The 25,116-nt window shown below is 52.8% G+C and carries 22 protein-coding genes; 13 read left to right on the forward strand and 9 right to left on the reverse strand.

Annotation, left to right across the window (positions count from 1 at the left end; genetic code table 11):
* Positions 1-165 precede the first annotated feature (165 nt).
* Entirely contained in the window at positions 166-870 is a 705-nt protein-coding gene (sfsA, locus tag A31E_RS00330) for a DNA/RNA nuclease SfsA (protein ID WP_000396058.1), read from the reverse strand.
* 16 nt (positions 871-886) lie between these two features.
* Positions 887-1,417: an RNA 2',3'-cyclic phosphodiesterase gene (thpR, locus tag A31E_RS00325; protein ID WP_001294671.1), complete on the reverse strand. Its 531-nt coding sequence runs from the start codon at positions 1,415-1,417 to the stop codon at positions 887-889.
* A gap of 73 nt (positions 1,418-1,490) precedes the next feature.
* On the opposite strand from thpR, the gene hrpB reads away from it, so the two are divergent.
* The 6 genes from hrpB to fhuB all read left to right on the forward strand — a co-directional run bounded on the left by hrpB (position 1,491) and on the right by fhuB (position 12,764).
* Positions 1,491-3,920: an ATP-dependent helicase HrpB gene (gene hrpB, locus A31E_RS00320; protein ID WP_016249626.1), complete on the forward strand. Its 2,430-nt coding sequence runs from the start codon at positions 1,491-1,493 to the stop codon at positions 3,918-3,920.
* 148 nt (positions 3,921-4,068) lie between these two features.
* A complete protein-coding gene (gene mrcB, locus A31E_RS00315) occupies positions 4,069-6,579 on the forward strand; it encodes a bifunctional glycosyl transferase/transpeptidase (RefSeq protein ID WP_016249627.1) in 2,511 nt (836 codons plus the stop codon).
* 225 nt (positions 6,580-6,804) lie between these two features.
* The gene (gene fhuA / locus A31E_RS00310) at positions 6,805-9,048 is read left to right on the forward strand and encodes a ferrichrome porin FhuA (RefSeq protein ID WP_000135211.1); all 2,244 of its coding nucleotides are present in this window, start codon (positions 6,805-6,807) and stop codon (positions 9,046-9,048) included.
* 49 nt (positions 9,049-9,097) lie between these two features.
* Entirely contained in the window at positions 9,098-9,895 is a 798-nt protein-coding gene (gene fhuC, locus A31E_RS00305) for a Fe3+-hydroxamate ABC transporter ATP-binding protein FhuC (protein ID WP_016249628.1), read from the forward strand.
* The gene (gene fhuD / locus A31E_RS00300) at positions 9,895-10,785 is read left to right on the forward strand and encodes a Fe(3+)-hydroxamate ABC transporter substrate-binding protein FhuD (RefSeq protein ID WP_016249629.1); all 891 of its coding nucleotides are present in this window, start codon (positions 9,895-9,897) and stop codon (positions 10,783-10,785) included. Before fhuC ends, fhuD begins: the two co-directional genes overlap by 1 nt.
* The gene (gene fhuB / locus A31E_RS00295; protein ID WP_016249630.1) at positions 10,782-12,764 is read left to right on the forward strand and encodes a Fe(3+)-hydroxamate ABC transporter permease FhuB; all 1,983 of its coding nucleotides are present in this window, start codon (positions 10,782-10,784) and stop codon (positions 12,762-12,764) included. The genes fhuD and fhuB overlap by 4 nt, the downstream gene beginning before the upstream one ends.
* A gap of 34 nt (positions 12,765-12,798) precedes the next feature.
* Here fhuB and hemL read toward each other — a convergent pair whose 3' ends face one another.
* Positions 12,799-14,079 carry a glutamate-1-semialdehyde 2,1-aminomutase gene (gene hemL, locus A31E_RS00290; protein WP_000045318.1) on the reverse strand — a complete coding sequence of 427 codons (1,281 nt, stop codon included), beginning with the start codon at positions 14,077-14,079 and terminating at the stop codon, positions 12,799-12,801.
* Positions 14,080-14,244: 165 nt separating this feature from the next.
* Between hemL and A31E_RS26290 the strand changes: the two genes are divergently transcribed.
* The 4 genes from A31E_RS26290 to erpA are packed head-to-tail and all read left to right on the forward strand — an operon-like array spanning position 14,245 to position 16,151.
* Positions 14,245-14,292, forward strand: coding sequence for a hypothetical protein (locus tag A31E_RS26290; protein ID WP_214678600.1), 48 nt, complete (start codon positions 14,245-14,247; stop codon positions 14,290-14,292).
* An 11-nt stretch (positions 14,293-14,303) separates the two neighbouring features.
* Positions 14,304-15,725: a H(+)/Cl(-) exchange transporter ClcA gene (gene clcA, locus A31E_RS00285; protein ID WP_000845418.1), complete on the forward strand. Its 1,422-nt coding sequence runs from the start codon at positions 14,304-14,306 to the stop codon at positions 15,723-15,725.
* A 23-nt stretch (positions 15,726-15,748) separates the two neighbouring features.
* Positions 15,749-15,814 (forward strand): small protein YadW, encoded by a 66-nt coding sequence (gene yadW / locus A31E_RS26000; RefSeq protein ID WP_122983118.1) that lies wholly within the window; start codon positions 15,749-15,751, stop codon positions 15,812-15,814.
* Complete coding sequence (erpA, locus tag A31E_RS00280; RefSeq protein ID WP_001295564.1) at positions 15,807-16,151, forward strand: iron-sulfur cluster insertion protein ErpA; 345 nt, start codon at positions 15,807-15,809, stop codon at positions 16,149-16,151. The genes yadW and erpA overlap by 8 nt, the downstream gene beginning before the upstream one ends.
* A gap of 44 nt (positions 16,152-16,195) precedes the next feature.
* On the opposite strand, the gene A31E_RS00275 is transcribed toward erpA, so the two are convergent.
* From A31E_RS00275 to mtnN, 3 genes are read right to left on the reverse strand one after another with little or no spacing between them, the layout of a single operon-like run.
* Positions 16,196-16,819, reverse strand: coding sequence for a TRIC cation channel family protein (locus tag A31E_RS00275; protein WP_000964219.1), 624 nt, complete (start codon positions 16,817-16,819; stop codon positions 16,196-16,198).
* Positions 16,820-16,856: 37 nt separating this feature from the next.
* Positions 16,857-17,657, reverse strand: coding sequence for a vitamin B12 ABC transporter substrate-binding protein BtuF (gene btuF, locus A31E_RS00270; protein WP_001129924.1), 801 nt, complete (start codon positions 17,655-17,657; stop codon positions 16,857-16,859).
* Positions 17,650-18,348, reverse strand: coding sequence for a 5'-methylthioadenosine/S-adenosylhomocysteine nucleosidase (gene mtnN / locus A31E_RS00265; protein ID WP_000689856.1), 699 nt, complete (start codon positions 18,346-18,348; stop codon positions 17,650-17,652). Before mtnN ends, btuF begins: the two co-directional genes overlap by 8 nt.
* An 83-nt stretch (positions 18,349-18,431) precedes the next feature.
* Between mtnN and dgt the strand changes: the two genes are divergently transcribed.
* The 3 genes from dgt (at position 18,432) to cdaR (ending at position 22,815) form a co-directional block, all read left to right on the forward strand.
* The gene (gene dgt / locus A31E_RS00260) at positions 18,432-19,949 is read left to right on the forward strand and encodes a dGTPase (RefSeq protein WP_016249631.1); all 1,518 of its coding nucleotides are present in this window, start codon (positions 18,432-18,434) and stop codon (positions 19,947-19,949) included.
* A 129-nt stretch (positions 19,950-20,078) separates the two neighbouring features.
* Positions 20,079-21,503: a serine endoprotease DegP gene (gene degP / locus A31E_RS00255; protein WP_001517772.1), complete on the forward strand. Its 1,425-nt coding sequence runs from the start codon at positions 20,079-20,081 to the stop codon at positions 21,501-21,503.
* A gap of 154 nt (positions 21,504-21,657) precedes the next feature.
* Entirely contained in the window at positions 21,658-22,815 is a 1,158-nt protein-coding gene (cdaR, locus tag A31E_RS00250; RefSeq protein ID WP_000929415.1) for a DNA-binding transcriptional regulator CdaR, read from the forward strand.
* Between the two features lie 63 nt (positions 22,816-22,878).
* On the opposite strand, the gene A31E_RS00245 is transcribed toward cdaR, so the two are convergent.
* The 3 genes from A31E_RS00245 to dapD form a co-directional block, all read right to left on the reverse strand.
* A complete protein-coding gene (locus A31E_RS00245; RefSeq protein WP_000272188.1) occupies positions 22,879-23,265 on the reverse strand; it encodes a DUF3461 family protein in 387 nt (128 codons plus the stop codon).
* 158 nt (positions 23,266-23,423) lie between these two features.
* Positions 23,424-24,236 carry a phosphodiesterase YaeI gene (yaeI, locus tag A31E_RS00240; protein ID WP_024193632.1) on the reverse strand — a complete coding sequence of 271 codons (813 nt, stop codon included), beginning with the start codon at positions 24,234-24,236 and terminating at the stop codon, positions 23,424-23,426.
* A gap of 53 nt (positions 24,237-24,289) precedes the next feature.
* The gene (dapD, locus tag A31E_RS00235; protein WP_001186657.1) at positions 24,290-25,114 is read right to left on the reverse strand and encodes a 2,3,4,5-tetrahydropyridine-2,6-dicarboxylate N-succinyltransferase; all 825 of its coding nucleotides are present in this window, start codon (positions 25,112-25,114) and stop codon (positions 24,290-24,292) included.
* Between the last annotated feature and the right edge of the window lie 2 nt (positions 25,115-25,116).

The following is a 25,116-nucleotide window of genomic DNA, read 5'->3' on the forward strand; positions in this document are numbered from 1 at the left end:
TAACACGCACTATCGATCCCCATGTTCGGGGGAAAAATGAGGCCGCTATAAATAGCAGATGCTTTTCCGGATAGCAATTATCTAAACGTAACACTTGACAACTGTGTGAGGAAAAGCGTATTTGCGCACGCGACCAGAATGTAAATTAACCAGTTACTTATTCAACTACAGAGTAACGGGCAGTGATTTTTTAAGAGCCATACCTTCAGCAGAAAGTTCCGCCTTATAAGCCAGAATTTCTACCCCCCTCTGTTGAGCCTCTGACAATAGTTGCGCGTATTTCTCATCGATGTGGCGCGCGGGTGAAAACCGTGTAATGGCTGAATGTAGCACGGCGAAAAAAATCACTGCACGCTGGCCTTCAGCCGCTACGCTCATCAACTCCCGAAGATGTTTCTGACCTCGTTCAGTCACTGCATCGGGAAAGTATCCCTGTTCGTTTTCCGCTAACGTAACCGATTTCACTTCAATATAGCAGTCAGGTCGAAACCTCGCCTGTAACATGAAGTCAACACGGCTGCGTTCGGCACCGTATTTTACTTCGCTTTTCAGCGAGCTATAGCCTGACAGCTCCGAAATATTCCCATTAAGGATAGCCTCTTTCGTCAATCTGTTTGCCCAAAGTGTATTGACGCAAATAAATGCACCGTTTTGGCTTTGGGTCAGTTCCCAGGTGTGCGGATATTTCCGTTTTGTGTTGTCGGAAGTTGAATACCAGACGGTATCTCCAGGTGTTGCACAACCGGTCATCGCGCCAGTATTCGGGCAGTGTAGCGTTAATTCCTGGCCATCTGGTGTGATCACATCGGCTAAAAAACGTTTATAACGTTGAACCAGCGTGGCGCGTTGTAGAGGGGGTGAAAATTCCATTGCGATAAAACCCTTGTTATTGCGTCAGTGTCCAGCGTTTTAGCGGCGTGTAGCGTGTGCGTCCTCGGGCAAACGAGGAAGCGTAAAGGGTGAACTCCGTCACCGCATACGACCAGTTAAAGCCAGGCGGCGGGATTGTCACCGCCTCGCTGGCATCGCGCAATAAGGTGATATGCGGATGAAACGGTCGATTGCTTTGAAAACAACCACTGCGCGCTGCTTGTGAACGAAGCATATTCGCCAGTTGGATTAATCCGCGCGGCGGCTGGCGCATACCAAGCCACACCACGCGAGAACGTAGCCACTGACCGGCGTCATCAAGCGTTAGTGTGAAACCGGGTTGACGAATCCGTCCGGCCAAAAGTGAGAGCGCCTTCTCTTTCTCTGCGCTCACTTCGCCTAAAAACGCCAGCGTCAGATGCAAGTTCTCAGCGGCAACCGGACGCCCCGCTTCTGGTGGAAACTGTGCGGCGCGCCAGTGGATAATCTGTTCGCGGATTTCTGCAGGTAAGTCGATGGCAAAGAACAGCCGTTGCGGTTCAGACATGTCAGGCACTCGGTTATGAATTACCGCGATGCTACAATGCGCCGCGAAGAATGTTAACCCTCAGGAGCGTTTTGTGTCGTCGTTGCCCGTTGCTGCCGTCTTACCTGAATTACTTGCCGCCCTCGATTGTGCACCGCAGGTGTTATTAAGCGCGCCGACCGGAGCCGGGAAATCGACCTGGCTGCCGCTGCAACTGCTGGCGCATCCTGGTATTCGCGGGAAAATCATCCTGCTGGAGCCGCGGCGTCTGGCGGCGCGTAACGTCGCGCAACGGCTGGCGGAGCTGCTTAACGAAAAGCCCGGCGATACCGTTGGCTACCGGATGCGTGCGCAAAATTGCGTCGGGCCGAATACCCGTTTGGAAGTCGTTACTGAAGGGGTGTTGACGCGCATGATCCAACGCGACCCGGAACTAAGCGGCGTCGGTCTGGTGATCCTTGATGAGTTTCATGAACGCAGTCTGCAGGCGGATCTGGCGCTGGCGTTGTTACTCGATGTGCAACAAGGGCTGCGCGATGACCTGAAGCTGCTGATTATGTCAGCCACGCTGGATAACGAGCGCTTACAGCAAATGTTGCCGGAAGCCCCCGTTGTTGTTTCCGCAGGGCGTTCGTATCCGGTGGAGCGCCGCTATTTGCCGCTGCCTACACATCAACGTTTTGACGAAGCCGTTGCTGTCGCCACCGCCGAATTGCTACGCCAGGAAGCTGGATCTCTGCTGCTGTTTTTACCTGGCGTCGGGGAAATTCAGCGTGTGCAGGAACAACTGGCTTCGCGTGTAGGCAGTGATGTGTTGCTTTGTCCACTGTATGGCGCATTGTCGTTGAACGATCAGCGAAAAGCGATCCTCCCGGCACCACAAGGGATGCGCAAAGTGGTGCTGGCAACCAATATTGCTGAAACCAGTTTAACTATCGAAGGTATTCGCCTGGTGGTGGATTGCGCCCAGGAAAGGATGGCGCGCTTTGATCCGCGAACGGGTCTTACACGGTTGATTACCCAGCGAGTTAGTCAGGCGTCGATGACGCAGCGTGCCGGGCGCGCCGGGCGACTGGAGCCGGGCATTTGCCTGCATTTGATCGCCAAAGAGCAGGCGGAACGCGCCGCTGCACAAAGTGAACCGGAAATCTTACAAAGCGATCTCTCCGGTTTGCTGATGGAATTACTGCAATGGGGATGCAGCGATCCGGCGCAGATGAACTGGTTGGATCAACCACCAACGGTGAATCTACAGGCTGCGAAACGCCTGTTACAGATGCTTGGCGCGCTGGATGGCGAACGACTTAGCGCGAAAGGGCAAAAAATGGCGACGCTGGGTAATGATCCGCGGTTAGCCGCTATGCTGGTGAGCGCGAAGAGTGATGATGAAGCCGCTACCGCCGCAAAAATTGCCGCCATTCTCGAAGAGCCGCCCCGCATGGGGAATAGCGACCTGGAAGTGGCGTTTTCCCGCAATCAACCGGCCTGGCAACAGCGTAGTCAGCAACTGTTAAAGCGCTTAAACGTCCGTGGTGGCGAGGCCGACAGTGCGTTTATTGCGCCGCTACTTGCCCAGGTCTTTGCCGATCGTATTGCTCGTCGCCGTGGCCAGGATGGTCGTTATCAACTGGCGAACGGTATGGGAGCAATGCTGGACGCGGATGATGCCTTAAGCCGCCACGAGTGGTTGATCGCTCCTTTGTTATTGCAGGGCAGCGCCTCGCCGGATGCACGAATTCTACTGGCGCTACCGGTCGATATTGATGAGTTAGTGCAACGCTGCTCACAGCTATTACAGCAATCTGACACCGTTGAATGGGACGATGCACAAGGCACGCTGAAGGCCTGGCGTCGGTTGCAGATTGGTCAGCTCACAGTAAAAGTACAGCCGCTGGCGAAACCGTCGGAAGATGAATTACATCATGCAATGCTCAACGGTATTCGCGATAAAGGTCTAAACGTTCTTAACTGGACGCCGGAAGCGGAGCAGCTACGCTTGCGTTTGCTGTGTGCTGCAAAGTGGTTACCGGAATATGACTGGCCAGCAATGGATGAGGCGAGCTTGCTGGCGTCGCTGGAAACGTGGCTGCTGCCACATATGGCCGGCGTACATTCGCTGCGTGGCCTGAAATCTCTTGATGTTTATCAGGCGCTGCGCGGATTACTTGATTGGGGAATGCAGCAACGTCTGGATAGTGAATTGCCTGCGCATTACACTGTGCCGACGGGAAGCCGGATCGCCATTCGTTATCATGAAGATAACCCACCCGCGCTGGCGGTGAGAATGCAAGAGATGTTTGGCGAAGCCACTAATCCGACTATCGCTCAGGGGCGCGTGCCGCTGGTGCTGGAATTGCTTTCACCCGCCCAGAGGCCGCTGCAAATCACGCGTGATTTAAGTGCCTTCTGGCAGGGAGCGTATCGCGAGGTGCAAAAAGAGATGAAAGGGCGTTATCCCAAACACGTCTGGCCGGACGACCCGGCGAATACCGCACCGACGCGACGGACGAAAAAGTATTCGTGAGGTTGGTAAACGGGCACGGGCAGTCCCTTCGCCCCGGTTCTCTCCCATAGGGGGAGGGCGAAAAGTACTTTGAGAGATATCTTCTTCTGTCTTGTCACAGAAGAATAGAAAATCGGGCTTTTGCGCCTGAATATTGCGGAGAAAATGTATGGCCGGGAATGACCGCGAGCCAATTGGACGCAAAGGGAAACCGACGCGTCCTGTCAAACAAAAGGTAAGACGTCGTCGCTACGAAGATGACGACGATTATGATGACTATGAGGATGAAGAACCGATGCCACGCAAAGGTAAGGGCAAAGGGCGTAAGCCTCGTGGTAAACGCGGCTGGCTATGGCTGCTACTGAAACTGGGGATCGTATTTGCGGTGTTAATCGCCGTTTACGGTGTTTATCTCGATCAAAAAATTCGCAGCCGTATTGATGGCAAGGTGTGGCAATTGCCAGCGGCAGTTTATGGTCGGATGGTAAACCTTGAGCCAGACATGACCATCAGCAAGAACGAGATGGTGAAATTGCTGGAGGCCACGCAATATCGTCAGGTGTCGAAGATGACCCGTCCTGGCGAATTTACCGTGCAGGCCAACAGCATTGAGATGATCCGCCGTCCGTTTGATTTCCCGGATAGTAAAGAAGGACAGGTGCGTGCGCGTCTGACTTTTGAGGGCGATCATCTGGCGACTATTGTCAATATGGAGAACAACCGTCAGTTCGGTTTCTTCCGTCTTGATCCGCGTCTGATCACCATGATCTCCTCACCAAACGGCGAACAGCGTCTGTTTGTGCCGCGTAGTGGCTTCCCGGATTTGCTGGTAGATACTTTGCTGGCGACAGAAGACCGTCATTTCTACGAGCATGATGGTATCAGTCTCTACTCCATTGGACGTGCGGTGCTGGCGAACCTGACCGCCGGGCGCACGGTGCAGGGGGCGAGTACGCTGACTCAACAGTTAGTGAAGAACCTGTTCCTCTCTAGCGAACGTTCTTACTGGCGTAAAGCGAACGAAGCCTATATGGCGTTAATCATGGATGCGCGTTACAGCAAAGACCGCATTCTTGAGCTGTATATGAACGAGGTATATCTCGGTCAGAGCGGTGACAACGAAATCCGTGGTTTCCCGCTGGCAAGCCTGTACTACTTTGGTCGTCCGGTAGAAGAGTTGAGCCTTGATCAGCAGGCGCTGTTAGTCGGTATGGTGAAAGGTGCGTCTATCTATAACCCGTGGCGCAACCCGAAACTGGCGCTTGAGCGACGTAACCTGGTACTGCGTCTGTTGCAACAGCAGCAGATTATTGATCAAGAACTCTACGACATGTTGAGCGCACGTCCGCTGGGCGTACAGCCGCGCGGTGGGGTGATCTCTCCGCAGCCTGCCTTTATGCAACTGGTGCGCCAGGAGTTGCAGGCGAAACTGGGCGATAAAGTGAAAGATCTCTCTGGCGTGAAGATCTTCACTACTTTTGACTCAGTGGCTCAGGACGCGGCAGAAAAAGCCGCCGTGGAAGGCATTCCGGCACTGAAGAAACAGCGTAAGTTGAGCGATCTGGAAACGGCGATTGTGGTTGTTGACCGCTTTAGCGGTGAAGTTCGCGCGATGGTCGGTGGCTCCGAACCGCAGTTTGCGGGTTACAACCGTGCGATGCAGGCGCGTCGTTCGATTGGATCACTGGCAAAACCAGCGACCTATCTGACGGCCTTAAGCCAGCCGAAAATCTATCGCCTGAATACGTGGATTGCCGATGCGCCAATCGCGCTGCGTCAGCCTAACGGTCAGGTCTGGTCACCACAGAACGATGACCGCCGTTATAGCGAGAGCGGCAGAGTAATGTTGGTAGATGCGCTGACCCGTTCGATGAACGTGCCAACGGTGAATCTGGGGATGGCGTTAGGGTTACCTGCGGTAACGGACACCTGGATTAAACTGGGCGTGCCGAAAGATCAGTTGAATCCGGTTCCGGCAATGTTGCTTGGGGCGCTGAACTTAACGCCAATCGAAGTGGCGCAGGCATTCCAGACTATCGCCAGCGGTGGTAACCGTGCGCCGCTTTCTGCATTGCGTTCAGTTATTGCCGAAGATGGTAAAGTGCTCTATCAGAGCTTCCCGCAGGCGGAACGCGCAGTTCCGGCACAAGCGGCGTATCTGACGCTATGGACCATGCAGCAAGTGGTGCAACGTGGTACTGGTCGCCAATTGGGAGCGAAATACCCGAATCTGCACCTGGCGGGCAAAACCGGGACTACCAACAACAACGTTGATACCTGGTTTGCGGGCATTGACGGCAGCACGGTGACCATCACCTGGGTTGGCCGCGATAACAACCAGCCGACTAAGTTGTACGGTGCCAGCGGGGCGATGTCGATTTACCAGCGTTATCTGGCTAACCAGACGCCAACGCCGCTGAATCTTGTACCGCCGGAAGATATCGTGGATATGGGCGTCGACTACGACGGCAACTTTGTTTGCAGCGGTGGAATGCGTATCTTGCCGGTCTGGACCAGCGATCCGCAATCGCTGTGTCAACAGAGTGAGATGCAGCAGCAGCCGTCAGGCAATCCGTTTGATCAGTCTTCTCAGCCGCAGCAGCAGCAACCTGCTCAACAAGAGCAGAAAGACAGCGACGGCGTGGCGGGCTGGATTAAGGAAATGTTTGGTAGTAATTAACATTTAACTGTGACCTACCGGATGGCGTGCCGCCATCCGGTAAAATAACATCCTTCCAAAAGCATTAACCCTTTCTTTTCATCTGATTGTTTATTGACCCTTTGGTTGCTTCTCTGATGGGTACTGCTTGCCATCGTCTCGCCGTTTCGAATATTATTTCATCTTTATAATAATCATTCTCGTTTACGTTATCATTCACTTTCACTTTACATCAGAGATATACCAATGGCGCGTTACAAAACTGCTCAGCCAAAACACTCGCTGCGTAAAATCGCAGTCGTAGTAGCCACAGCGGTTAGCGGCATGTCTGTTTATGCACAGGCAGCGGTTGAACCGAAAGAAGAGACTATCACCGTTACCGCTGCACCTGCGCCGCAAGAAAGCGCATGGGGGCCGGCAGCCACTATTGCGGCGCGACAGTCAGCCACCGGTACTAAAACAGATACGCCGATTCAAAAAGTACCGCAGTCTATTTCTGTGGTCACAGCCGAAGAGATGGCGCTACACCAGCCGAAGTCAGTAAAAGAAGCGCTTAGCTATACGCCAGGGGTTTCGGTCGGTACGCGTGGTGCGTCCAACACTTATGACCACCTGATCATCCGTGGTTTTGCTGCAGAAGGCCAAAGTCAGAATAACTATCTGAACGGCCTGAAGATGCAGGGTAACTTCTATAACGATGCGGTTATCGATCCGTATATGCTTGAGCGCGCTGAAATCATGCGTGGTCCTGTTTCCGTGCTTTACGGGAAAAGCAGCCCAGGTGGCTTGTTGAATATGGTCAGCAAGCGCCCGACTACCGAACCGCTGAAAGAAGTTCAATTTAAAGCCGGGACTGACAGTCTGTTCCAGACTGGTTTTGATTTCAGCGATGCGCTGGATGATGACGGCGTTTATTCTTATCGTCTGACCGGTCTTGCGCGTTCTGCTAATGCCCAGCAGAAGGGCGCAGAAGAGCAGCGTTATGCTATTGCTCCTGCGTTCACCTGGCGTCCGGACGATAAAACCAATTTCACCTTCCTTTCTTACTTCCAGAACGAGCCGGAAACGGGCTATTACGGCTGGTTGCCGAAAGAGGGAACCGTTGAGCCGCTGCCGAACGGTAAGCGTCTGCCGACCGACTTTAACGAAGGTGCGAAGAACAATACCTATTCTCGTAACGAGAAGATGGTGGGCTATAGCTTCGACCACGAATTTAACGACACCTTTACGGTGCGTCAGAACCTGCGTTTTGCTGAAAACAAAACCTCGCAAAACAGCGTTTATGGCTACGGTGTCTGCTCCGATCCGGCGAATGCTTACAGCCAGCAGTGTGCAGCTATAGCACCTGCGGATAAAGGTCACTACCTGGCGCGGAAATACGTTGTTGATGATGAGAAACTGCAAAACTTCTCTGTTGATACCCAGTTACAAAGCAAATTCGCCACTGGCGATATCGACCATACTCTGCTGACTGGCGTCGACTTTATGCGTATGCGTAATGACATCAACGCCTGGTTTGGTTACGACGACTCTGTGCCGCTGTTGAATCTGTATAATCCGGTGAATACCGATTTCGATTTCAATGCCAAGGACCCGGATAACTCCGGCCCGTACCGCATCCTGAATAAGCAGAAGCAAACAGGCATTTACGTTCAGGATCAGGCGCAGTGGGATAAAGTACTGGTCACTCTGGGCGGTCGTTATGACTGGGCAGATCAAGAATCGCTTAACCGCGTAGCGGGAACGACTGACAAACGTGATGACAAACAGTTCACCTGGCGTGGTGGTGTTAACTATCTGTTTGATAACGGCGTAACACCGTACTTCAGCTATAGCGAATCGTTTGAACCTTCTTCTCAGGTCGGGAAGGATGGTAATATTTTCGCACCGTCTAAAGGTAAGCAGTACGAAGTCGGCGTGAAATACGTACCGGAAGATCGCCCAATCGTGGTGACGGGTGCACTGTATAATCTCACCAAAACTAACAACCTGATGGCAGATCCTGAGGGTTCATTCTTCTCGGTTGAAGGTGGTGAGATCCGCGCGCGTGGCGTAGAAATCGAAGCAAAAGCGGCGCTGTCGGCAAGTGTTAACGTGGTCGGTTCTTATACCTACACCGATGCGGAATACACCACCGATACTACCTACAAAGGTAATACGCCTGCGCAGGTGCCAAAACACATGGCTTCTCTGTGGGCTGACTATACCTTCTTTGACGGCCCACTTTCTGGCCTGACGCTGGGTACTGGCGGTCGTTATACTGGCTCCAGCTACGGTGATCCGGCTAACTCCTTTAAAGTGGGAAGTTATACGGTAGTTGATGCATTAGTGCGTTATGATCTGGCGCGAGTTGGTATGGCTGGCTCCAACGTGGCGCTGCATGTTAACAACCTGTTCGATCGTGAATACGTCGCCAGTTGCTTTAACACCTATGGCTGCTTCTGGGGCGCAGAACGTCAGGTCGTTGCAACCGCAACCTTCCGTTTCTAATTTTCGCTTTGGGCACGGATTTCCGTGCCCGCTTCACAAGTTGGCTGTTATGCAGGAATACACGAATCATTCCGATACCACTTTTGCACTGCGTAATATTTCCTTTCGTGTGCCGGGGCGCACGCTTTTGCATCCGCTGTCGTTAACCTTTCCTGCCGGGAAAGTGACCGGCCTGATTGGTCACAACGGTTCTGGTAAATCCACACTGCTCAAAATGCTGGGACGTCATCAGCCGCCGTCGGAAGGCGAAATTCTTCTTGATGCCCAGCCGTTGGAAAGCTGGAGCAGTAAAGCCTTTGCCCGCAAAGTTGCTTATTTGCCGCAGCAGATTCCTCCGGCTGAAGGGATGACCGTGCGCGAACTGGTGGCGATTGGTCGCTATCCGTGGCACGGCGCGTTGGGGCGATTTGGCGCGGCAGATCGCGAAAAGGTCGAAGAAGCCATCGCTCTTGTCGGCTTAAAACCACTGGCGCATCGGCTGGTGGATAGCCTTTCTGGCGGTGAACGTCAGCGAGCGTGGATCGCCATGCTGGTAGCGCAGGATAGCCGATGCCTGCTGCTGGATGAACCGACCTCGGCGCTGGATATCGCTCATCAGGTTGACGTGTTGGCGCTGGTGCATCGTTTAAGCCAGGAACGCGGCCTGACGGTGATTGCTGTGCTGCACGATATCAATATGGCGGCGCGTTACTGTGATTATCTGGTCGCCCTGCGCGGCGGTGAAATGATTGCTCAGGGAGCGCCTGCGGAAATTATGCGCGGCGAAACCCTCGAAATGATTTATGGCATCCCGATGGGTATTTTGCCGCATCCGGCGGGTGCCGCACCTGTGAGTTTTGTTTATTGATGAGCGGCTTACCTCTTTTTTCGCGTCGTCGACTGTTAACGGCGATGGCGCTTTCTCCGTTGTTATGGCAGATGAATACCGCTCGCGCGGCGGCGATTGATCCGCATCGTATTGTGGCGCTGGAGTGGTTGCCGGTGGAACTGCTACTGGCGCTCGGCATCATGCCTTACGGTGTGGCGGACACCATTAACTATCGACTGTGGGTCAGCGAACCGCCATTACCGGAATCGGTGATTGACGTTGGTTTGCGTACAGAACCTAACCTCGAACTACTGACCGAAATGAAACCGTCGTTTATGGTCTGGTCGGCAGGATATGGCCCTTCGCCAGAAATGCTGGCACGCATTGCACCGGGGCGCGGATTTAACTTCAGCGACGGCAAACAGCCACTGATGATGGCGCGTAAGTCACTGACGGAAATGGCGGATTTGCTCAACCTGCAAAGTGCGGCAGAAAAGCATTTAGCGCAATATGAAAAATTTATCCGCAGTATGAAACCCCGCTTTGTAAAGCGTGGAGCGCGCCCGTTATTGCTGACGTCGCTTCTCGATCCGCGCCATATGCTGGTCTTCGGTCCAAACAGCTTGTTCCAGGAAATTCTCGATGAGTACGGTATTGTGAATGCATGGCAAGGGGAAACCAACTTCTGGGGCAGCACCGCGGTCAGTATTGATCGTCTGGCGGCGTATAAAGATGTTGATGTGCTGTGTTTTGATCACGATAACAGTAAGGACATGGACGCGTTAATGGCGACACCGCTGTGGCAGGCCATGCCGTTTGTCCGTGCAGGGCGTTTTCAACGCGTACCCGCAGTTTGGTTCTATGGCGCGACGCTTTCGGCAATGCACTTTGTGCGCATTCTGGATAACGCCATTGGAGGCCAGGCGTGAGTAAACGAATTGTGCTTTTTCCGGCATTATTGTTGGCGTTGCTGGTGATTGCCGCTGTGGTGCTCACCTGGATGAACTTCTCGCATGCGCTGCCGCGTAGCCAGTGGACTCAGGCAATCTGGTCGCCGGATATTGACGTCATTGAGCAGATGATTTTTCACTACAGCTTGCTGCCGCGTCTGGCTATTTCGCTGCTGGTTGGCGCGGGTCTGGGGCTGGTTGGCGTGCTGTTTCAGCAAGTGCTACGTAACCCGCTGGCGGAACCGACCACGCTTGGCGTCGCAACGGGCGCGCAACTGGGGATTACCGTCACCACGCTGTGGGCGATTCCTGGTGTGGCGGCAAGTCAGTTCGCCGCGCTGGCGGGGGCTTGTGTGGTTGGCTTAATCGTCTTTGGCGTCGCGTGGGGTAAACGCCTTTCGCCAGTGACGTTGATCCTCGCGGGTCTGGTCGTGAGCCTTTATTGTGGGGCAATCAACCAGTTACTGGTCATTTTTCATCATGACCAGTTGCAAAGCATGTTCCTGTGGAGCACCGGTACGCTGACGCAAACCGACTGGGGCGGCGTTGAACGTTTATGGCCGCAGTTACTGGGCGGCGTGATGCTGACATTGCTACTACTGCGCCCGTTAACCCTGATGGGGCTTGATGATGGCGTGGCGCGCAATCTGGGGCTGGCACTGTCGCTGGCGCGTCTGGCTGCGCTGTCTCTGGCGATTGTTATCAGCGCCTTGCTGGTGAACGCGGTCGGGATTATCGGCTTTATCGGTTTGTTCGCGCCGCTGCTGGCGAAAATGCTGGGCGCGCGTCGTCTGCTGCCGCGGCTGATGCTGGCGTCACTGATTGGGGCACTCATTCTCTGGCTTTCCGATCAGATAATTCTCTGGCTAACCCGCGTATGGATGGAAGTTTCCACCGGATCGGTCACTGCACTGATTGGTGCGCCGCTGCTGCTGTGGCTGCTGCCACGTTTACGCAGCATTAGCGCGCCGGATATGAAGGTTAACGATCGGGTCGCGATTGAACGCCAACATGTGCTGGCGTTTGCCCTTGCTGGTGGTGTGCTGCTGCTGATTGCCGTAGTGGTGGCGCTGTCGTTTGGTCGTGATTCGCAAGGCTGGACGTGGGCGAGTGGGGTACTGCTTGAGGATTTAATGCCCTGGCGCTGGCCGCGAATTATGGCGGCACTGTTTGCAGGCGTGATGCTGGCAGTGGCTGGCTGTATTATTCAGCGGCTGACCGGAAACCCGATGGCAAGCCCCGAAGTGCTGGGGATCAGCTCTGGTGCGGCGTTTGGCGTAGTGCTGATGCTGTTTCTGGTGCCGGGCAACGCCTTTGGCTGGTTGCTGCCCGCGGGAAGTCTCGGTGCGGCGGTGACGCTGTTGATCATTATGATCGCCGCCGGGCGCGGTGGATTTTCACCACATCGGATGCTGCTGGCGGGGATGGCATTAAGCACCGCGTTCACTATGCTGCTGATGATGTTGCAGGCGAGCGGCGATCCACGTATGGCGCAAGTGCTGACCTGGATTTCCGGTTCGACCTACAATGCCACCGATGCGCAGGTCTGGCGCACCGGAATTGTGATGGTGATTTTGCTGGCAATTACGCCGCTGTGCCGTCGCTGGCTGACCATTTTACCGCTGGGTGGTGATACCGCACGAGCCGTGGGAATGGCGCTGACGCCGACGCGAATTGCGTTGCTGATGCTGGCGGCCTGTCTGACGGCGACCGCGACAATGACCATTGGGCCATTGAGTTTTGTTGGTCTGATGGCACCACATATTGCACGGATGATGGGCTTTCGACGGACGATGCCGCACATTGTGATTTCGGCGCTGGTGGGTGGTTTGCTGCTGGTGTTTGCGGACTGGTGCGGGCGGATGGTGTTGTTTCCGTTCCAGATCCCGGCGGGATTATTGTCGACGTTTATCGGCGCGCCGTATTTTATTTATTTGCTGAGAAAGCAGAGCCGTTAATAAAATGCCTCGCCCGGTGGGCGAGGCAAAATCATCACAACTTAGCAAACACCCGACGTGCGGCATCGATGGTGTTATTGATATCTTCCATGCTGTGCGCCACGGACATAAAGCCCGCTTCAAACGCTGACGGTGCCAGGTAAACACCTTCGTCCAGCATCATATGGAAGAAACGCTTAAAGCGTTCCACGTCACAGGCCATTACGTCCTGATAACACGTCACTGACCCGGCATCGGTAAAGAAAATACCGAACATGCCGCCAACGTGGTTCACAACCAGAGGAATCCCCGCTTCTTCTGCCGCTTCCAACAAGCCTTCCGCCAGACGCGTGGTTAATTCATCCAGCGTCTCGTGAACACCCGGCTGCGCGACTTCATTCAGACAGGCGAAACCGGCTGCCATCGCAATTGGGTTACCGGAAAGTGTACCCGCCTGATACACCGGGCCGGTCGGGGCCAGCGCATCCATCACATCACGACGGCCGCCGAAGGCACCAACAGGCATCCCGCCGCCAATGATTTTGCCCAGACAGGTGAGATCCGGCACGACACCGTAATAATCCTGTGCGCCCGCCAGCGCCACGCGGAAGCCGGTCATTACTTCATCAATGATTAGCAACGCGCCAAACTCGTCACACAGCGCGCGCAGACCCGGCAGAAACTCCGGCAACGGCGGAACGCAGTTCATGTTACCGGCTACCGGTTCAACGATAATACAGGCAATTTCTTCCGGGTACTGCTCAAACGCGGCGCGCACAGACGCCAGATCGTTATAGGTACAGGTTAAGGTATGTTTGGCGAAATCCGCCGGAACGCCCGGAGAGTTCGGTTGACCCAGCGTCAGTGCACCAGATCCTGCTTTCACTAACAGACAGTCGGCGTGGCCGTGGTAACAACCTTCGAATTTAATGATTTTATCGCGGCCGGTAAAACCACGGGCGAGGCGGATAGCGCTCATCGTCGCTTCGGTGCCGGAGTTCACCATACGCACCATATCCATTGTCGGCACCAGTTCGGTCACCAGTTCCGCCATTTTTACTTCCATTTCGGTCGGCGCACCAAAGCTCAGACCGCGCCCGGCGGCTTCAATTACTGCGTTACGGATCGCCGGGTGGTTATGGCCCAGCACCATCGGCCCCCAGGAACCGACATAATCGATATACGCTTTGCCATCAACATCGTACAGATAAGCGCCGTCCGCTTTTTCGATAAACAGTGGAGTGCCGCCCACGCCGGTAAAAGCGCGAACAGGGGAGTTCACACCGCCAGGGATCAGCTCGCGCGCTGCGCTGTAAAGATTTTCAGACTTACTCATGGAGGGTTCCTGATTCGTAGAAAAAGTGAATGGCTGCTATTCTATGTTATTCATAACAAGTTAAATACTCGTCAAGCATCAGGTTGCTTGTACTGCGGCAACCCGGATTTCTAAGAGTATAAAAGTTTTGCGCATTTGAAACATTACGCTTTGCAAAGGATTTTCATCGAACGAGCGAGTAGAATGCCGTCATCTTATTTGTATGACCAATAAGTGATCATTGGATGAAAACTGATACACCCTCTTCTGAAATACCGCAGGCTGCGCGTCTGCGACGTAGACAACTGATTCGTCAACTTCTTGAGCGCGACAAAACGCCATTAGCCATTTTGTTTATGGCTGCGGTCGTTGGCACCCTTGTCGGGCTGGCGGCAGTAGCTTTTGACAAAGGCGTCGCCTGGTTGCAGAACCAACGTATGGGCGCGCTGGTACATACTGCCGATAATTACCCACTTTTGTTGACCGTCGCTTTTCTCTGTTCGGCGGTGCTGGCGATGTTCGGTTATTTTTTGGTGCGCAAATACGCGCCGGAAGCAGGTGGTTCGGGTATTCCGGAAATTGAAGGCGCGCTGGAAGATCAACGTCCCGTCCGCTGGTGGCGTGTATTGCCGGTGAAGTTCTTTGGTGGTCTGGGAACGTTGGGCGGTGGCATGGTGCTGGGACGTGAAGGGCCAACCGTACAGATCGGCGGTAACATTGGCCGCATGGTGCTTGATATTTTCCGCATGAAAGGTGATGAAGCTCGTCACACGTTGCTGGCAACCGGTGCGGCGGCGGGGCTGGCGGCGGCCTTTAACGCGCCGCTCGCGGGCATTCTTTTTATTATCGAAGAGATGCGTCCGCAATTCCGCTATACGCTAATTTCGATTAAAGCGGTATTTATTGGCGTCATTATGTCGACCATTATGTACCGGATATTTAATCACGAAGTCGCGTTAATTGACGTAGGTAAACTCTCTGATGCGCCGCTCAATACGCTCTGGCTTTATCTGATCCTCGGTATTATTTTTGGTATCTTCGGCCCTATTTTTAATAAATGGGTGCTGGGGATGCAGGATTTGTTGCACCGTGTGCACGGCGGCAATATCACGAAATGGGTGCTGATGGGCGGTGCGATTGGCGGCCTGTGTGGCTTGCTTGGTTTCGTTGCGCCAGAAACTTCGGGCGGCGGTTTTAACCTGATTCCTATCGCGACAGCAGGGAATTTCAGCATGGGAATGCTGATTTTTATTTTTGTTGCGCGGGTGATCACCACACTGCTCTGCTTTTCTTCTGGTGCACCGGGCGGTATTTTCGCCCCGATGCTGGCGCTTGGTACGGTTTTGGGAACGGCATTTGGCATGGTCGCTACGGAACTGTTTCCGCAATATCACCTTGAAGCAGGGACATTTGCTATTGCTGGAATGGGCGCGTTACTGGCGGCATCCGTTCGTGCGCCGCTAACCGGGATAATATTGGTACTTGAGATGACAGATAACTATCAGCTCATTTTGCCAATGATTATTACCGGTCTTGGCGCAACACTATTAGCACAATTTACCGGCGGAAAACCGCTATACTCAGCGATTCTTGCCCGCACGCTGGCAAAACAGGAAGCGGAACAACTGGCGCGAAGCAAGGCCGCGGCTGCCAGCGAGAATACTTGAACGAAATACCAGGGTATTAGATAATGGCGCTTATTATTGGGTTAGAATTTGCCCAATTGCCGATGTCGTTTGGAGCAAAATATGAGTGATGACGTAGCACTGCCGCTGGAATTTACCGACGCAGCAGCCAACAAAGTTAAAAGCCTGATCGCTGATGAAGATAACCCGAATCTGAAGTTACGCGTGTATATCACTGGTGGCGGTTGCAGCGGCTTCCAGTATGGTTTCACCTTTGATGATCAGGTGAACGAAGGCGATATGACTATCGAAAAACAGGGCGTAGGCCTGGTGGTTGACCCGATGAGTCTGCAATACCTGGTCGGCGGTTCCGTTGACTATACCGAAGGTCTGGAAGGTTCACGTTTCATCGTGACCAACCCGAACGCGAAAAGCACCTGCGGTTGCGGTTCTTCCTTCAGCATCTAATCTGCTTTTAATATGCCGGATAACCTATCCGGCATATCTTCTCTTCAACGTCCATTATCATCCAGTGCAAACGTCGGTAGTTTAAGATGCCAACGGATAGCTGCCAGCCGAATCAATAGCGTTACAACCATCCCCATCATACTGGCTGTTTCCAGCGGTACGGAGAACGTGTAATGGGCTGTAGCGTGGACAATACCGCCGATAATGCAGGCCGTCGCGTAGATTTCTGTGCGTAATATCATCGGGATTTCACGCGCCAGTACATCCCGGATGATCCCGCCGCCAACGCCGGTGATCACACCCATACAAACGGCAATCAGTGGGCCTGCTTCCGCATTAAAGGCTTTGTTGACACCAATACCAACAAACACCGCCAGGCCAACCGCGTCAAGCACAGGCAGCATCCATTTTGGTAAGCGTCTTGGCTGGCGTACCAGAACGATAGTCAACATACTGGTCACCATCGCGACGACCAGGTCTGTGGGATCTTTCACCCAAAATACCGGACCGTGATCCAGCGCCATGTCGCGAATTGTCCCGCCACCTACTGCGGTAACCACGCCCAGAACCAGGACGCCAAAAGGGTCCATACGCAATTTTCCGGCTAGCAAAACGCCGGAGATGGCAAATACCGCTGTGCCGACTATATCCAGCCAATAGACGAGCATTTCTCAATCCCCACTGAGCACCTGAAAATATCAGGCGCTAATCCACCTGTGAAAGCGCATTACAGAGTTGTTGTGCAGCGAGGATAATACGTGGGCTTGCGCGTTCAAACCAGTCGCTCGTGAGAGGAATAACGGGAATTTTGAGCTGTTCGCCCCAGTATTGCTTTATTTTAGGAATTTTATCCGCTCCGCCCGTGATGACAATAGCCTGTGGGGCGCGTGCTAATACCTGTTCGCGGCTAACCTGCGGCCAGGGAACCCGGCTGTCTTTAAAGATGTTTTCTCCGCCGCAAACTTCCAGCACCTGGTTCTGAATCGACTCTTTTCCGCTGGTGAACGGCGGATTAATGCCGAATTGTAAGAAAACACGTTTTTTAGGTTTATCAGCATATTGCGCTTTCAGTTGCGCATACTGTTCCAGTAAGGTTTGCGCGGCTTGCCCGGCTTTGTCTGGCTGCGGGCTCCAGGGTGCCAGTTGGCGTAGCGCATCAGCAATTTGTTCAATGCTTGTCGCATCGACCCACATCACTTTTATTCCCAGCGAAATCAGTTGGTCAACCTGCCGCTCGGCATTGCCCCCGCGCCAGGCAATCACCAGATCGGGCTTCAGCGCCACGATGCGCTCCAGATTCATCCCCTGCCAGGTGGAAACCTGCTCAATCTTCCGGGCTTCTGGTGGATAGTCGGAATAACTGCTGACCCCTACCGGGGTGATCCCGGCGGCAAAGGCAAGTTCAGTGTTGGCGGGAGAAAGAGTGATAACGCGCGGCGCGGCGTTGAGCCACAGCGGCGCGAGAAAAGACAGGGCGACCAGCGCCCTGAACAGTGACTTAGCCATGAGTCAGTTTCTGCACCAGTGACTCAACCATCAGGCTGGACTGTTTGGCTGCAACGGCCAGAAACTCGTCGAAGCTGAGATGAGACTGCTGATCGGCCACGTCAGAGATGGCGCGTACCACCACAAACGGTACGTTAAAATTGTGGCAGACATGAGCGATAGCCGTCGCTTCCATCTCTACCGCAATGGCTTGCGGGAAGTTGTGACGGATTTTCGCCAGAGCAACGGAGCCGTTGATGAAAGCGTCACCACTGACAATCAGACCGCGCACGGCGTTAAGATTCAGTTCGGCAATGCAGGACTCGGCAGCCGCGATCAATTTATCATCAGCTTTGAAGCCTGCCGGGCAGCCAGGTAGCTGACCGTATTCGTAGCCAAATGCCGTCACGTCGGCGTCGTGATAACGTGTTTCGTCAGAGACAACGATATCGCCTACTTTCAGCGTTGATGCCAGCCCCCCCGCAGAACCGGTGTTAATAATCACATCTGGCTTGCAGTGCTCCAGCAGTAGAGTCGCACCCAGCGCCGCAGCGACTTTACCGATACCCGATTTCAGAAGCGCAACCTCGGTTCCGTTCAGTTGACCCGTGTAGATTTCACAGCCACCCAGGCGGAGAGTTTGACGGTTTTCGATTTTGTCACGCAGCAGCGTAACTTCTTCTTCCATTGCACCAATGATGCCGATTTTCATAGATTTACTCGCGATAAGCCCGATTTGAGGGCATAGTTTATCATGCGCTTAAGGGGAAGCGTATTTCTCACGCGGGAGAGGACATGACACAGATTGATTTCCGAAAAAAAATAAACTGGCATCGTCGTTATCGTTCACCGCAGGGCGTTAAAACCGAGCATGAGATCCTGCGGATCTTTGAAAGCGATCGGGGACGTATTATCAACTCCCCGGCAATTCGCCGTCTGCAACAAAAGACCCAGGTCTTCCCACTTGAGCGTAATGCAGCCGTGCGCACGCGTCTTACCCACTCTATGGAAGTGCAGCAGGTAGGGCGCTATATCGCCAAAGAGATATTAAGTCGTCTGAAAGAGCTTAAATTGTTGGAGGAGTATGGTCTGGACGAGCTGACCGGCCCCTTTGAAAGCATTGTCGAGATGTCATGCCTGATGCACGATATCGGTAACCCGCCGTTTGGTCATTTTGGCGAAGCGGCGATTAATGACTGGTTTCGCCAGCGTTTGTACCCGGGGGATGCCGAAAGTCAGCCGCTGACCGATGATCGCTGTCGTGTGGCAACGTTGCGATTAAGGGAAGGAGAGGAACCGCTCAATGAATTGCGGCGCAAAATTCGTCAGGATTTATGTCATTTTGAAGGCAATGCGCAGGGGATTCGCCTGGTGCATACATTGATGCGGATGAATCTCACCTGGTCGCAGGTTGGCGGTATTTTAAAATATACCCGTCCGGCGTGGTGGCGTGGTGATACGCCTGAGACGCATAACTATTTAATGAAAAAGCCGGGCTATTATCTTTCCGAAGAAGTCTATATTTCCCGTTTGCGTAAAGAACTTAATTTGGCTCTTTACAGTCGTTTTCCATTAACGTGGATTATGGAAGCTGCCGACGATATCTCTTATTGTGTGGCTGATCTTGAAGATGCGGTTGAGAAAAGAATATTTACCGTTGAACAGCTTTATCATCATCTCCACGAGGCATGGGGTCAGCATGAGAAAGGTTCGCTGTTTGCACAGGTAGTAGAAAATGCCTGGGAAAAATCACGCTCAAATAGCTTAAGTCGCAGCACGGAAGATCAGTTTTTTATGTATTTACGGGTTAATACTCTCAATAAATTGGTGCCTTATGCGGCACAACGATTTATTGATAATTTACCGACGATTTTTGCCGGAACGTTTAATCATGCGCTGTTGGAAGATGCCAGTGAATGTAGCGATCTTCTGAAGTTATATAAAAATGTCGCTGTAAAACATGTATTTAGCCATCCAGATGTCGAGCAGCTTGAATTACAGGGCTACCGGGTGATTAGTGGGTTATTAGAGATTTATCGTCCTTTATTAAGTCTGTCGTTATCAGACTTTACTGAACTGGTAGAAAAAGAACGGGTGAAACGCTTTCCGATTGAATCGCGCTTATTCCACAAGCTCTCCACGCGCCATCGGCTGGCCTATGTCGAGGCCGTCAGTAAATTATCGTCAGATTCTCCTGAATTTCCTCTATGGGAATATTATTATCGCTGCCGCCTGCTACAGGATTATATCAGCGGTATGACAGACCTCTATGCGTGGGATGAATACCGGCGTCTGATGGCTGTAGAACAATAACCAGGCTTTTGTAAAGACGGACAATAAATTTTTACTTTTTGCAGAAACTTTAGTTCGGAACTTCGCGCTATAAAACGAATCTGAAGAACACAGCAATTTTGCGTTATCTGTTAATCGAGACTGAAATACATGAAAAAAACCACATTAGCACTGAGTGCACTGGCTCTGAGTTTAGGTTTGGCGTTATCTCCGCTCTCTGCAACGGCGGCTGAGACTTCTTCAGCAACGACAGCCCAGCAGATGCCAAGCCTTGCACCGATGCTCGAAAAGGTGATGCCTTCAGTGGTCAGCATTAACGTAGAAGGTAGCACAACCGTTAATACGCCGCGTATGCCGCGTAATTTCCAGCAGTTCTTCGGTGATGATTCTCCGTTCTGCCAGGACGGTTCTCCGTTCCAGAGTTCTCCGTTCTGCCAGGGTGGCCAGGGCGGTAACGGCGGCGGTCAGCAACAAAAATTCATGGCGCTGGGTTCCGGTGTCATCATTGATGCCGATAAAGGCTATGTTGTTACCAACAACCACGTTGTTGATAACGCGACGGTCATTAAAGTTCAACTGAGCGATGGCCGTAAGTTCGACGCGAAGATGGTTGGCAAAGATCCGCGCTCTGATATCGCGCTGATCCAGATCCAGAATCCGAAAAACCTGACTGCAATTAAGATGGCGGATTCCGATGCGCTGCGTGTAGGTGATTACACCGTAGCAATCGGCAACCCGTTCGGTCTGGGCGAGACGGTAACTTCCGGTATCGTCTCTGCACTGGGACGTAGCGGCCTGAACGCCGAAAACTACGAAAACTTCATCCAGACCGATGCCGCAATTAACCGCGGTAACTCCGGTGGCGCGCTGGTTAACCTGAACGGCGAACTGATCGGCATTAACACCGCGATCCTCGCGCCGGACGGCGGTAACATCGGTATCGGTTTTGCTATCCCGAGTAACATGGTGAAAAACCTGACCTCGCAGATGGTGGAATTCGGCCAGGTGAAACGCGGCGAGCTGGGCATTATGGGAACCGAGCTGAACTCTGAACTGGCGAAAGCAATGAAAGTTGACGCCCAGCGCGGTGCTTTCGTAAGTCAGGTTCTGCCGAACTCTTCCGCTGCGAAAGCTGGCATTAAAGCGGGTGATGTGATCACCTCACTGAACGGTAAACCGATCAGCAGCTTTGCCGCGCTGCGTGCCCAGGTTGGCACCATGCCGGTGGGTAGCAAACTGACCCTGGGCTTACTGCGCGATGGTAAGCAGGTTAACGTGAACCTGGAACTGCAGCAGAGCAGCCAGAATCAGGTTGATTCCAGCTCCATCTTCAACGGTATTGAAGGCGCAGAGATGAGCAACAAAGGCAAAGATCAGGGCGTGGTAGTGAACAACGTGAAAACGGGCACTCCGGCTGCACAGATCGGCCTGAAAAAAGGTGATGTGATTATTGGCGCGAACCAGCAGGCAGTGAAAAATATTGCTGAACTGCGTAAAGTTCTCGACAGCAAACCGTCTGTTCTGGCACTGAACATTCAGCGCGGCGACAGCACCATCTACCTGTTAATGCAGTAATCTCCCTCAACCCCTTCCTGCAAACGGGAAGGGGTTCTCTTTTCAATTTGTGACTCCCTCCACAACTCCATATTTCTGCATTGTCCTTTGTGCATTTGCACAATGCTGTGCGTTGCGTACTTCCTTATGCTAAACCGTGCTCAACGGAGGGCTTATGGCTGGCTGGCATCTTGATACCAAAATGGCGCAGGATATCGTGGCGCGCACTATGCGCATTATCGATACCAATATCAACGTAATGGATGCTCGCGGGCGAATTATCGGCAGCGGCGATCGTGAGCGTATTGGTGAATTGCACGAAGGTGCATTGCTGGTACTTTCGCAGGGGCGAGTAGTCGATATTGATGATGCCGTGGCGCGCCATCTGCATGGTGTGCGACAGGGGATCAATCTACCGTTACGGCTTGAGGGCGAAATTGTCGGCGTGATCGGACTGACCGGTGAACCGGAGCATTTGCGTAAATATGGCGAGCTGGTCTGTATGACGGCAGAAATGATGCTTGAACAGTCACGGTTGATGCACCTGCTGGCGCAGGATAGCCGACTGCGTGAAGAGCTGGTGATGCATCTGATTCAGGCTGAGGAGAGTACGCCAGCATTAACCGAATGGGCGCAGAGGTTGGGCATCGATCTCAATCAACCCCGCGTAGTAGCCATTGTCGAGGTCGACAGCGGTCAGCTTGGCGTCGATAGCGCGATGGCGGAATTACAGCAACTGCAAAACGCGCTGACTATGCCGGAACGTAATAATCTGGTTGCGATTGTTTCGCTGACTGAAATGGTGGTGCTAAAACCGGCGTTGAATCAGTTTGGGCGCTGGGATGCGGAAGATCATCGTAAGCGAGTTGAACAACTCATTACCCGCATGAAAGAGTATGGTCAGTTACGTTTCCGCGTTTCGCTGGGTAACTATTTTACCGGTCATGGCAGTATTGCCCGTTCTTATCGCACGGCGAAAACGACGATGGTCGTCGGTAAGCAGCGAATGCCAGAAAATCGCTGCTATTTTTATCAGGATCTGATGTTGCCTGTTTTACTTGATAGTTTGCGCGGTGACTGGCAAGCCAACGAACTGGCTCGTCCTCTGGCACGGCTCAAAGCGATGGATAATAACGGTTTGCTACGGCGTACGCTGGCGGCGTGGTTTCGCCATAATGTGCAGCCGCTGGCAACGTCAAAGGCGTTGTTTATCCATCGTAATACGCTGGAGTATCGTCTCAACCGTATCTCTGAATTGACCGGGCTGGATTTGGGTAATTTTGATGACAGGCTGTTGCTGTATGTGGCGTTGCAACTGGATGAAGAGCGGTAGGTTCATAACAAAATTAAAGCCGGGTGATACTTTACCCGGCTCGCAGAATGACATCAGTTACTATTATTTGCGTGTCAGCTTTTCCAGATCCGCCTCAATTTCGCTGATCTTATTGGTCACCACTGACTCCAGGTGACGCAAGTCATCGAGAATTTTACGTTTAAGATCCACTTCGCTACGATCGCGTTGGCAGATTTGATCAAGCTCATCAATGATATAACGCAGATTCGGGCTGATCTCCTGAACTTCTTTATAGCCCTGACCCACACCATCTGCAACCACCGTTTTGCGCTGACGTGGATATTTAAACTTCACGCTCTTGGCAAAAAACTCACCTTTATCTTTCTGGAAATAGATTTTCAGAATATCGTTGTTGGCTTCCTGCCGGAGGCTGTAACGATCAATTTCTTCAGGATTGGTAATACCCAGACTTTTCAGATTGTCGTACATAGCGTTACCTCAAAATGAGTCAGTAAATTGTGCTTATCTTAGCATTTGGCCTGGCCCGCCCGGCTCGACTGTGATCGCAGAAAGCCTTTTTCCAGACTTCTATCATGGCGTAAAAATTAAAAAATTACCTGCTTTATTCTGGCGATAGATTTTACGTTCTACACCAGTTCCCGTATCGTCACTTCCGGACGGCAGTTAAGCCGCAGCCCATACAAACTTCCCACGCCGCGGGTCGTATAGATTTTTCGTTCACCAAACGCATTTAACCCGGTGACGTAGCGTTTATCTTCGACTGGTGCAAAAGATTCGCCAACCAATGGCACGCGTAGCTGCCCGCCATGAGTATGACCGCACAGCATCAGATCCCAGGGGGCATCACGCATGATTTCTTTGCTGTCGGGATTATGTGCCAGCACCAGCCGTGGCAGATTAGCGTCGTTTACGCCGGGAGGGTTACATTGCCCAGCCCATAAATCCCCAGTGCCAACCAGTTCAAATTGTCGATTCTGTGTGGAGAGAACCGTTGCCTCGTTAAACAACACCTTGATACCCGCTGATTTCAGCGCTTCGCTAATTAAGCGATTCTTTTGCGTACCGACGGGGCGATCGTGGTTGCCGTAACAGGCAAATGTCGGCGCACATTCGGCAAGGGGAGATAGTACGCCACCAAACGCCGAAAAATTCAGCGGCATATCAAATAGTACGTAGTCGCCGCCCAGCAATATCAAATCGGGATTTTGCGCCACTCCAAGGGCAATGGCTTCTGATATCAGGGTGAGTGGAACAAAGCGGGAGTAATGGAGATCGGCAAGAAAAAGAATTTTGAACGGTGCGGCTTTATCTTTAAAAAAGGCGATGTGCTGATGGGTTAATTCAAGCCAGCCGGGTTCCAGGTAATGTATATAGCCGAAACCTGAGCCTGCGGCTAACGTTGCGGTGGCAGCCTGTAAAAAACGTCGGCGTGAAATCATCATCTTTCCCTGCAAAGAAAACGGGCAGCATCATGCTGCCCGTGTACATACTCTTAATCGATGGTACGCAGCAGTTCGTTGATGCCGACTTTACCGCGGGTTTTCGCGTCAACTTTCTTAACAATAACAGCACAGTAAAGGCTGTATTTACCATCTTTCGACGGCAGGTTGCCAGAAACAACTACAGAACCTGCCGGAACGCGACCATAGTGGATTTCACCCGTTTCACGGTCGTAAATACGGGTGCTCTGACCGATGTATACGCCCATGGAAATAACGGAACCTTCTTCGACAATTACGCCTTCAACGACTTCAGAACGCGCGCCGATGAAGCAGTTATCTTCAATGATGGTCGGGTTAGCCTGCAGCGGCTCCAGCACACCACCGATACCTACACCGCCAGACAGGTGCACGTTTTTACCAATCTGCGCACAGGAACCGACTGTGGCCCAGGTATCAACCATCGTACCTTCATCAACGTATGCACCGATGTTGACATAAGACGGCATCAGCACAGTGTTACGGGCGATAAACGCACCCTGACGCACTGCCGCGGGTGGCACCACGCGGAAGCCTTCTTTCTGGAAACGTGCTTCGTCGTAGTTGGCGAATTTCATCGGCACTTTATCGAAGTAGCGGCTTTCTGCTCCTTCTACCACCTGATTATCATTAATACGGAAAGAGAGCAGCACCGCTTTTTTTAACCACTGATGCGTCACCCACTGACCGTCAATTTTTTCCGCAACACGCAGTGCGCCGGAATCCAGCAGGGCGATCACCTGATTTACCGCTTCGCGGGTAACGGTGTCTGCATTGGCTGGCGTGATCTCGGCACGGCGTTCAAAAGCGGTCTCAATAATGTTCTGTAACTGCTGCATTG

Source organism: Escherichia sp. KTE159 (genome assembly GCF_000408805.1).
Lineage (GTDB): Bacteria > Pseudomonadota > Gammaproteobacteria > Enterobacterales > Enterobacteriaceae > Escherichia > Escherichia marmotae.

What these genes read in the sequence shown, in the direction of transcription:
- mrcB (WP_016249627.1), top strand. Translation starts at nt 4,069, where the DNA reads ATGGCCGGGAATGACCGCGAGCCAATTGGACGCAAAGGGAAACCGACG.
- dgt (WP_016249631.1), top strand. Translation starts at nt 18,432, where the DNA reads ATGACACAGATTGATTTCCGAAAAAAAATAAACTGGCATCGTCGTTAT.
- erpA (WP_001295564.1), top strand. Translation starts at nt 15,807, where the DNA reads ATGAGTGATGACGTAGCACTGCCGCTGGAATTTACCGACGCAGCAGCC.
- fhuD (WP_016249629.1), top strand. Translation starts at nt 9,895, where the DNA reads ATGAGCGGCTTACCTCTTTTTTCGCGTCGTCGACTGTTAACGGCGATG.
- cdaR (WP_000929415.1), top strand. Translation starts at nt 21,658, where the DNA reads ATGGCTGGCTGGCATCTTGATACCAAAATGGCGCAGGATATCGTGGCG.
- dapD (WP_001186657.1), bottom strand. Translation starts at nt 25,114, where the DNA reads ATGCAGCAGTTACAGAACATTATTGAGACCGCTTTTGAACGCCGTGCC.
- A31E_RS00275 (WP_000964219.1), bottom strand. Translation starts at nt 16,819, where the DNA reads ATGCTCGTCTATTGGCTGGATATAGTCGGCACAGCGGTATTTGCCATC.
- fhuC (WP_016249628.1), top strand. Translation starts at nt 9,098, where the DNA reads ATGCAGGAATACACGAATCATTCCGATACCACTTTTGCACTGCGTAAT.
- mtnN (WP_000689856.1), bottom strand. Translation starts at nt 18,348, where the DNA reads ATGAAAATCGGCATCATTGGTGCAATGGAAGAAGAAGTTACGCTGCTG.
- A31E_RS00245 (WP_000272188.1), bottom strand. Translation starts at nt 23,265, where the DNA reads ATGTACGACAATCTGAAAAGTCTGGGTATTACCAATCCTGAAGAAATT.
- fhuA (WP_000135211.1), top strand. Translation starts at nt 6,805, where the DNA reads ATGGCGCGTTACAAAACTGCTCAGCCAAAACACTCGCTGCGTAAAATC.
- btuF (WP_001129924.1), bottom strand. Translation starts at nt 17,657, where the DNA reads ATGGCTAAGTCACTGTTCAGGGCGCTGGTCGCCCTGTCTTTTCTCGCG.
- yaeI (WP_024193632.1), bottom strand. Translation starts at nt 24,236, where the DNA reads ATGATTTCACGCCGACGTTTTTTACAGGCTGCCACCGCAACGTTAGCC.
- hemL (WP_000045318.1), bottom strand. Translation starts at nt 14,079, where the DNA reads ATGAGTAAGTCTGAAAATCTTTACAGCGCAGCGCGCGAGCTGATCCCT.
- thpR (WP_001294671.1), bottom strand. Translation starts at nt 1,417, where the DNA reads ATGTCTGAACCGCAACGGCTGTTCTTTGCCATCGACTTACCTGCAGAA.
- degP (WP_001517772.1), top strand. Translation starts at nt 20,079, where the DNA reads ATGAAAAAAACCACATTAGCACTGAGTGCACTGGCTCTGAGTTTAGGT.
- sfsA (WP_000396058.1), bottom strand. Translation starts at nt 870, where the DNA reads ATGGAATTTTCACCCCCTCTACAACGCGCCACGCTGGTTCAACGTTAT.
- clcA (WP_000845418.1), top strand. Translation starts at nt 14,304, where the DNA reads ATGAAAACTGATACACCCTCTTCTGAAATACCGCAGGCTGCGCGTCTG.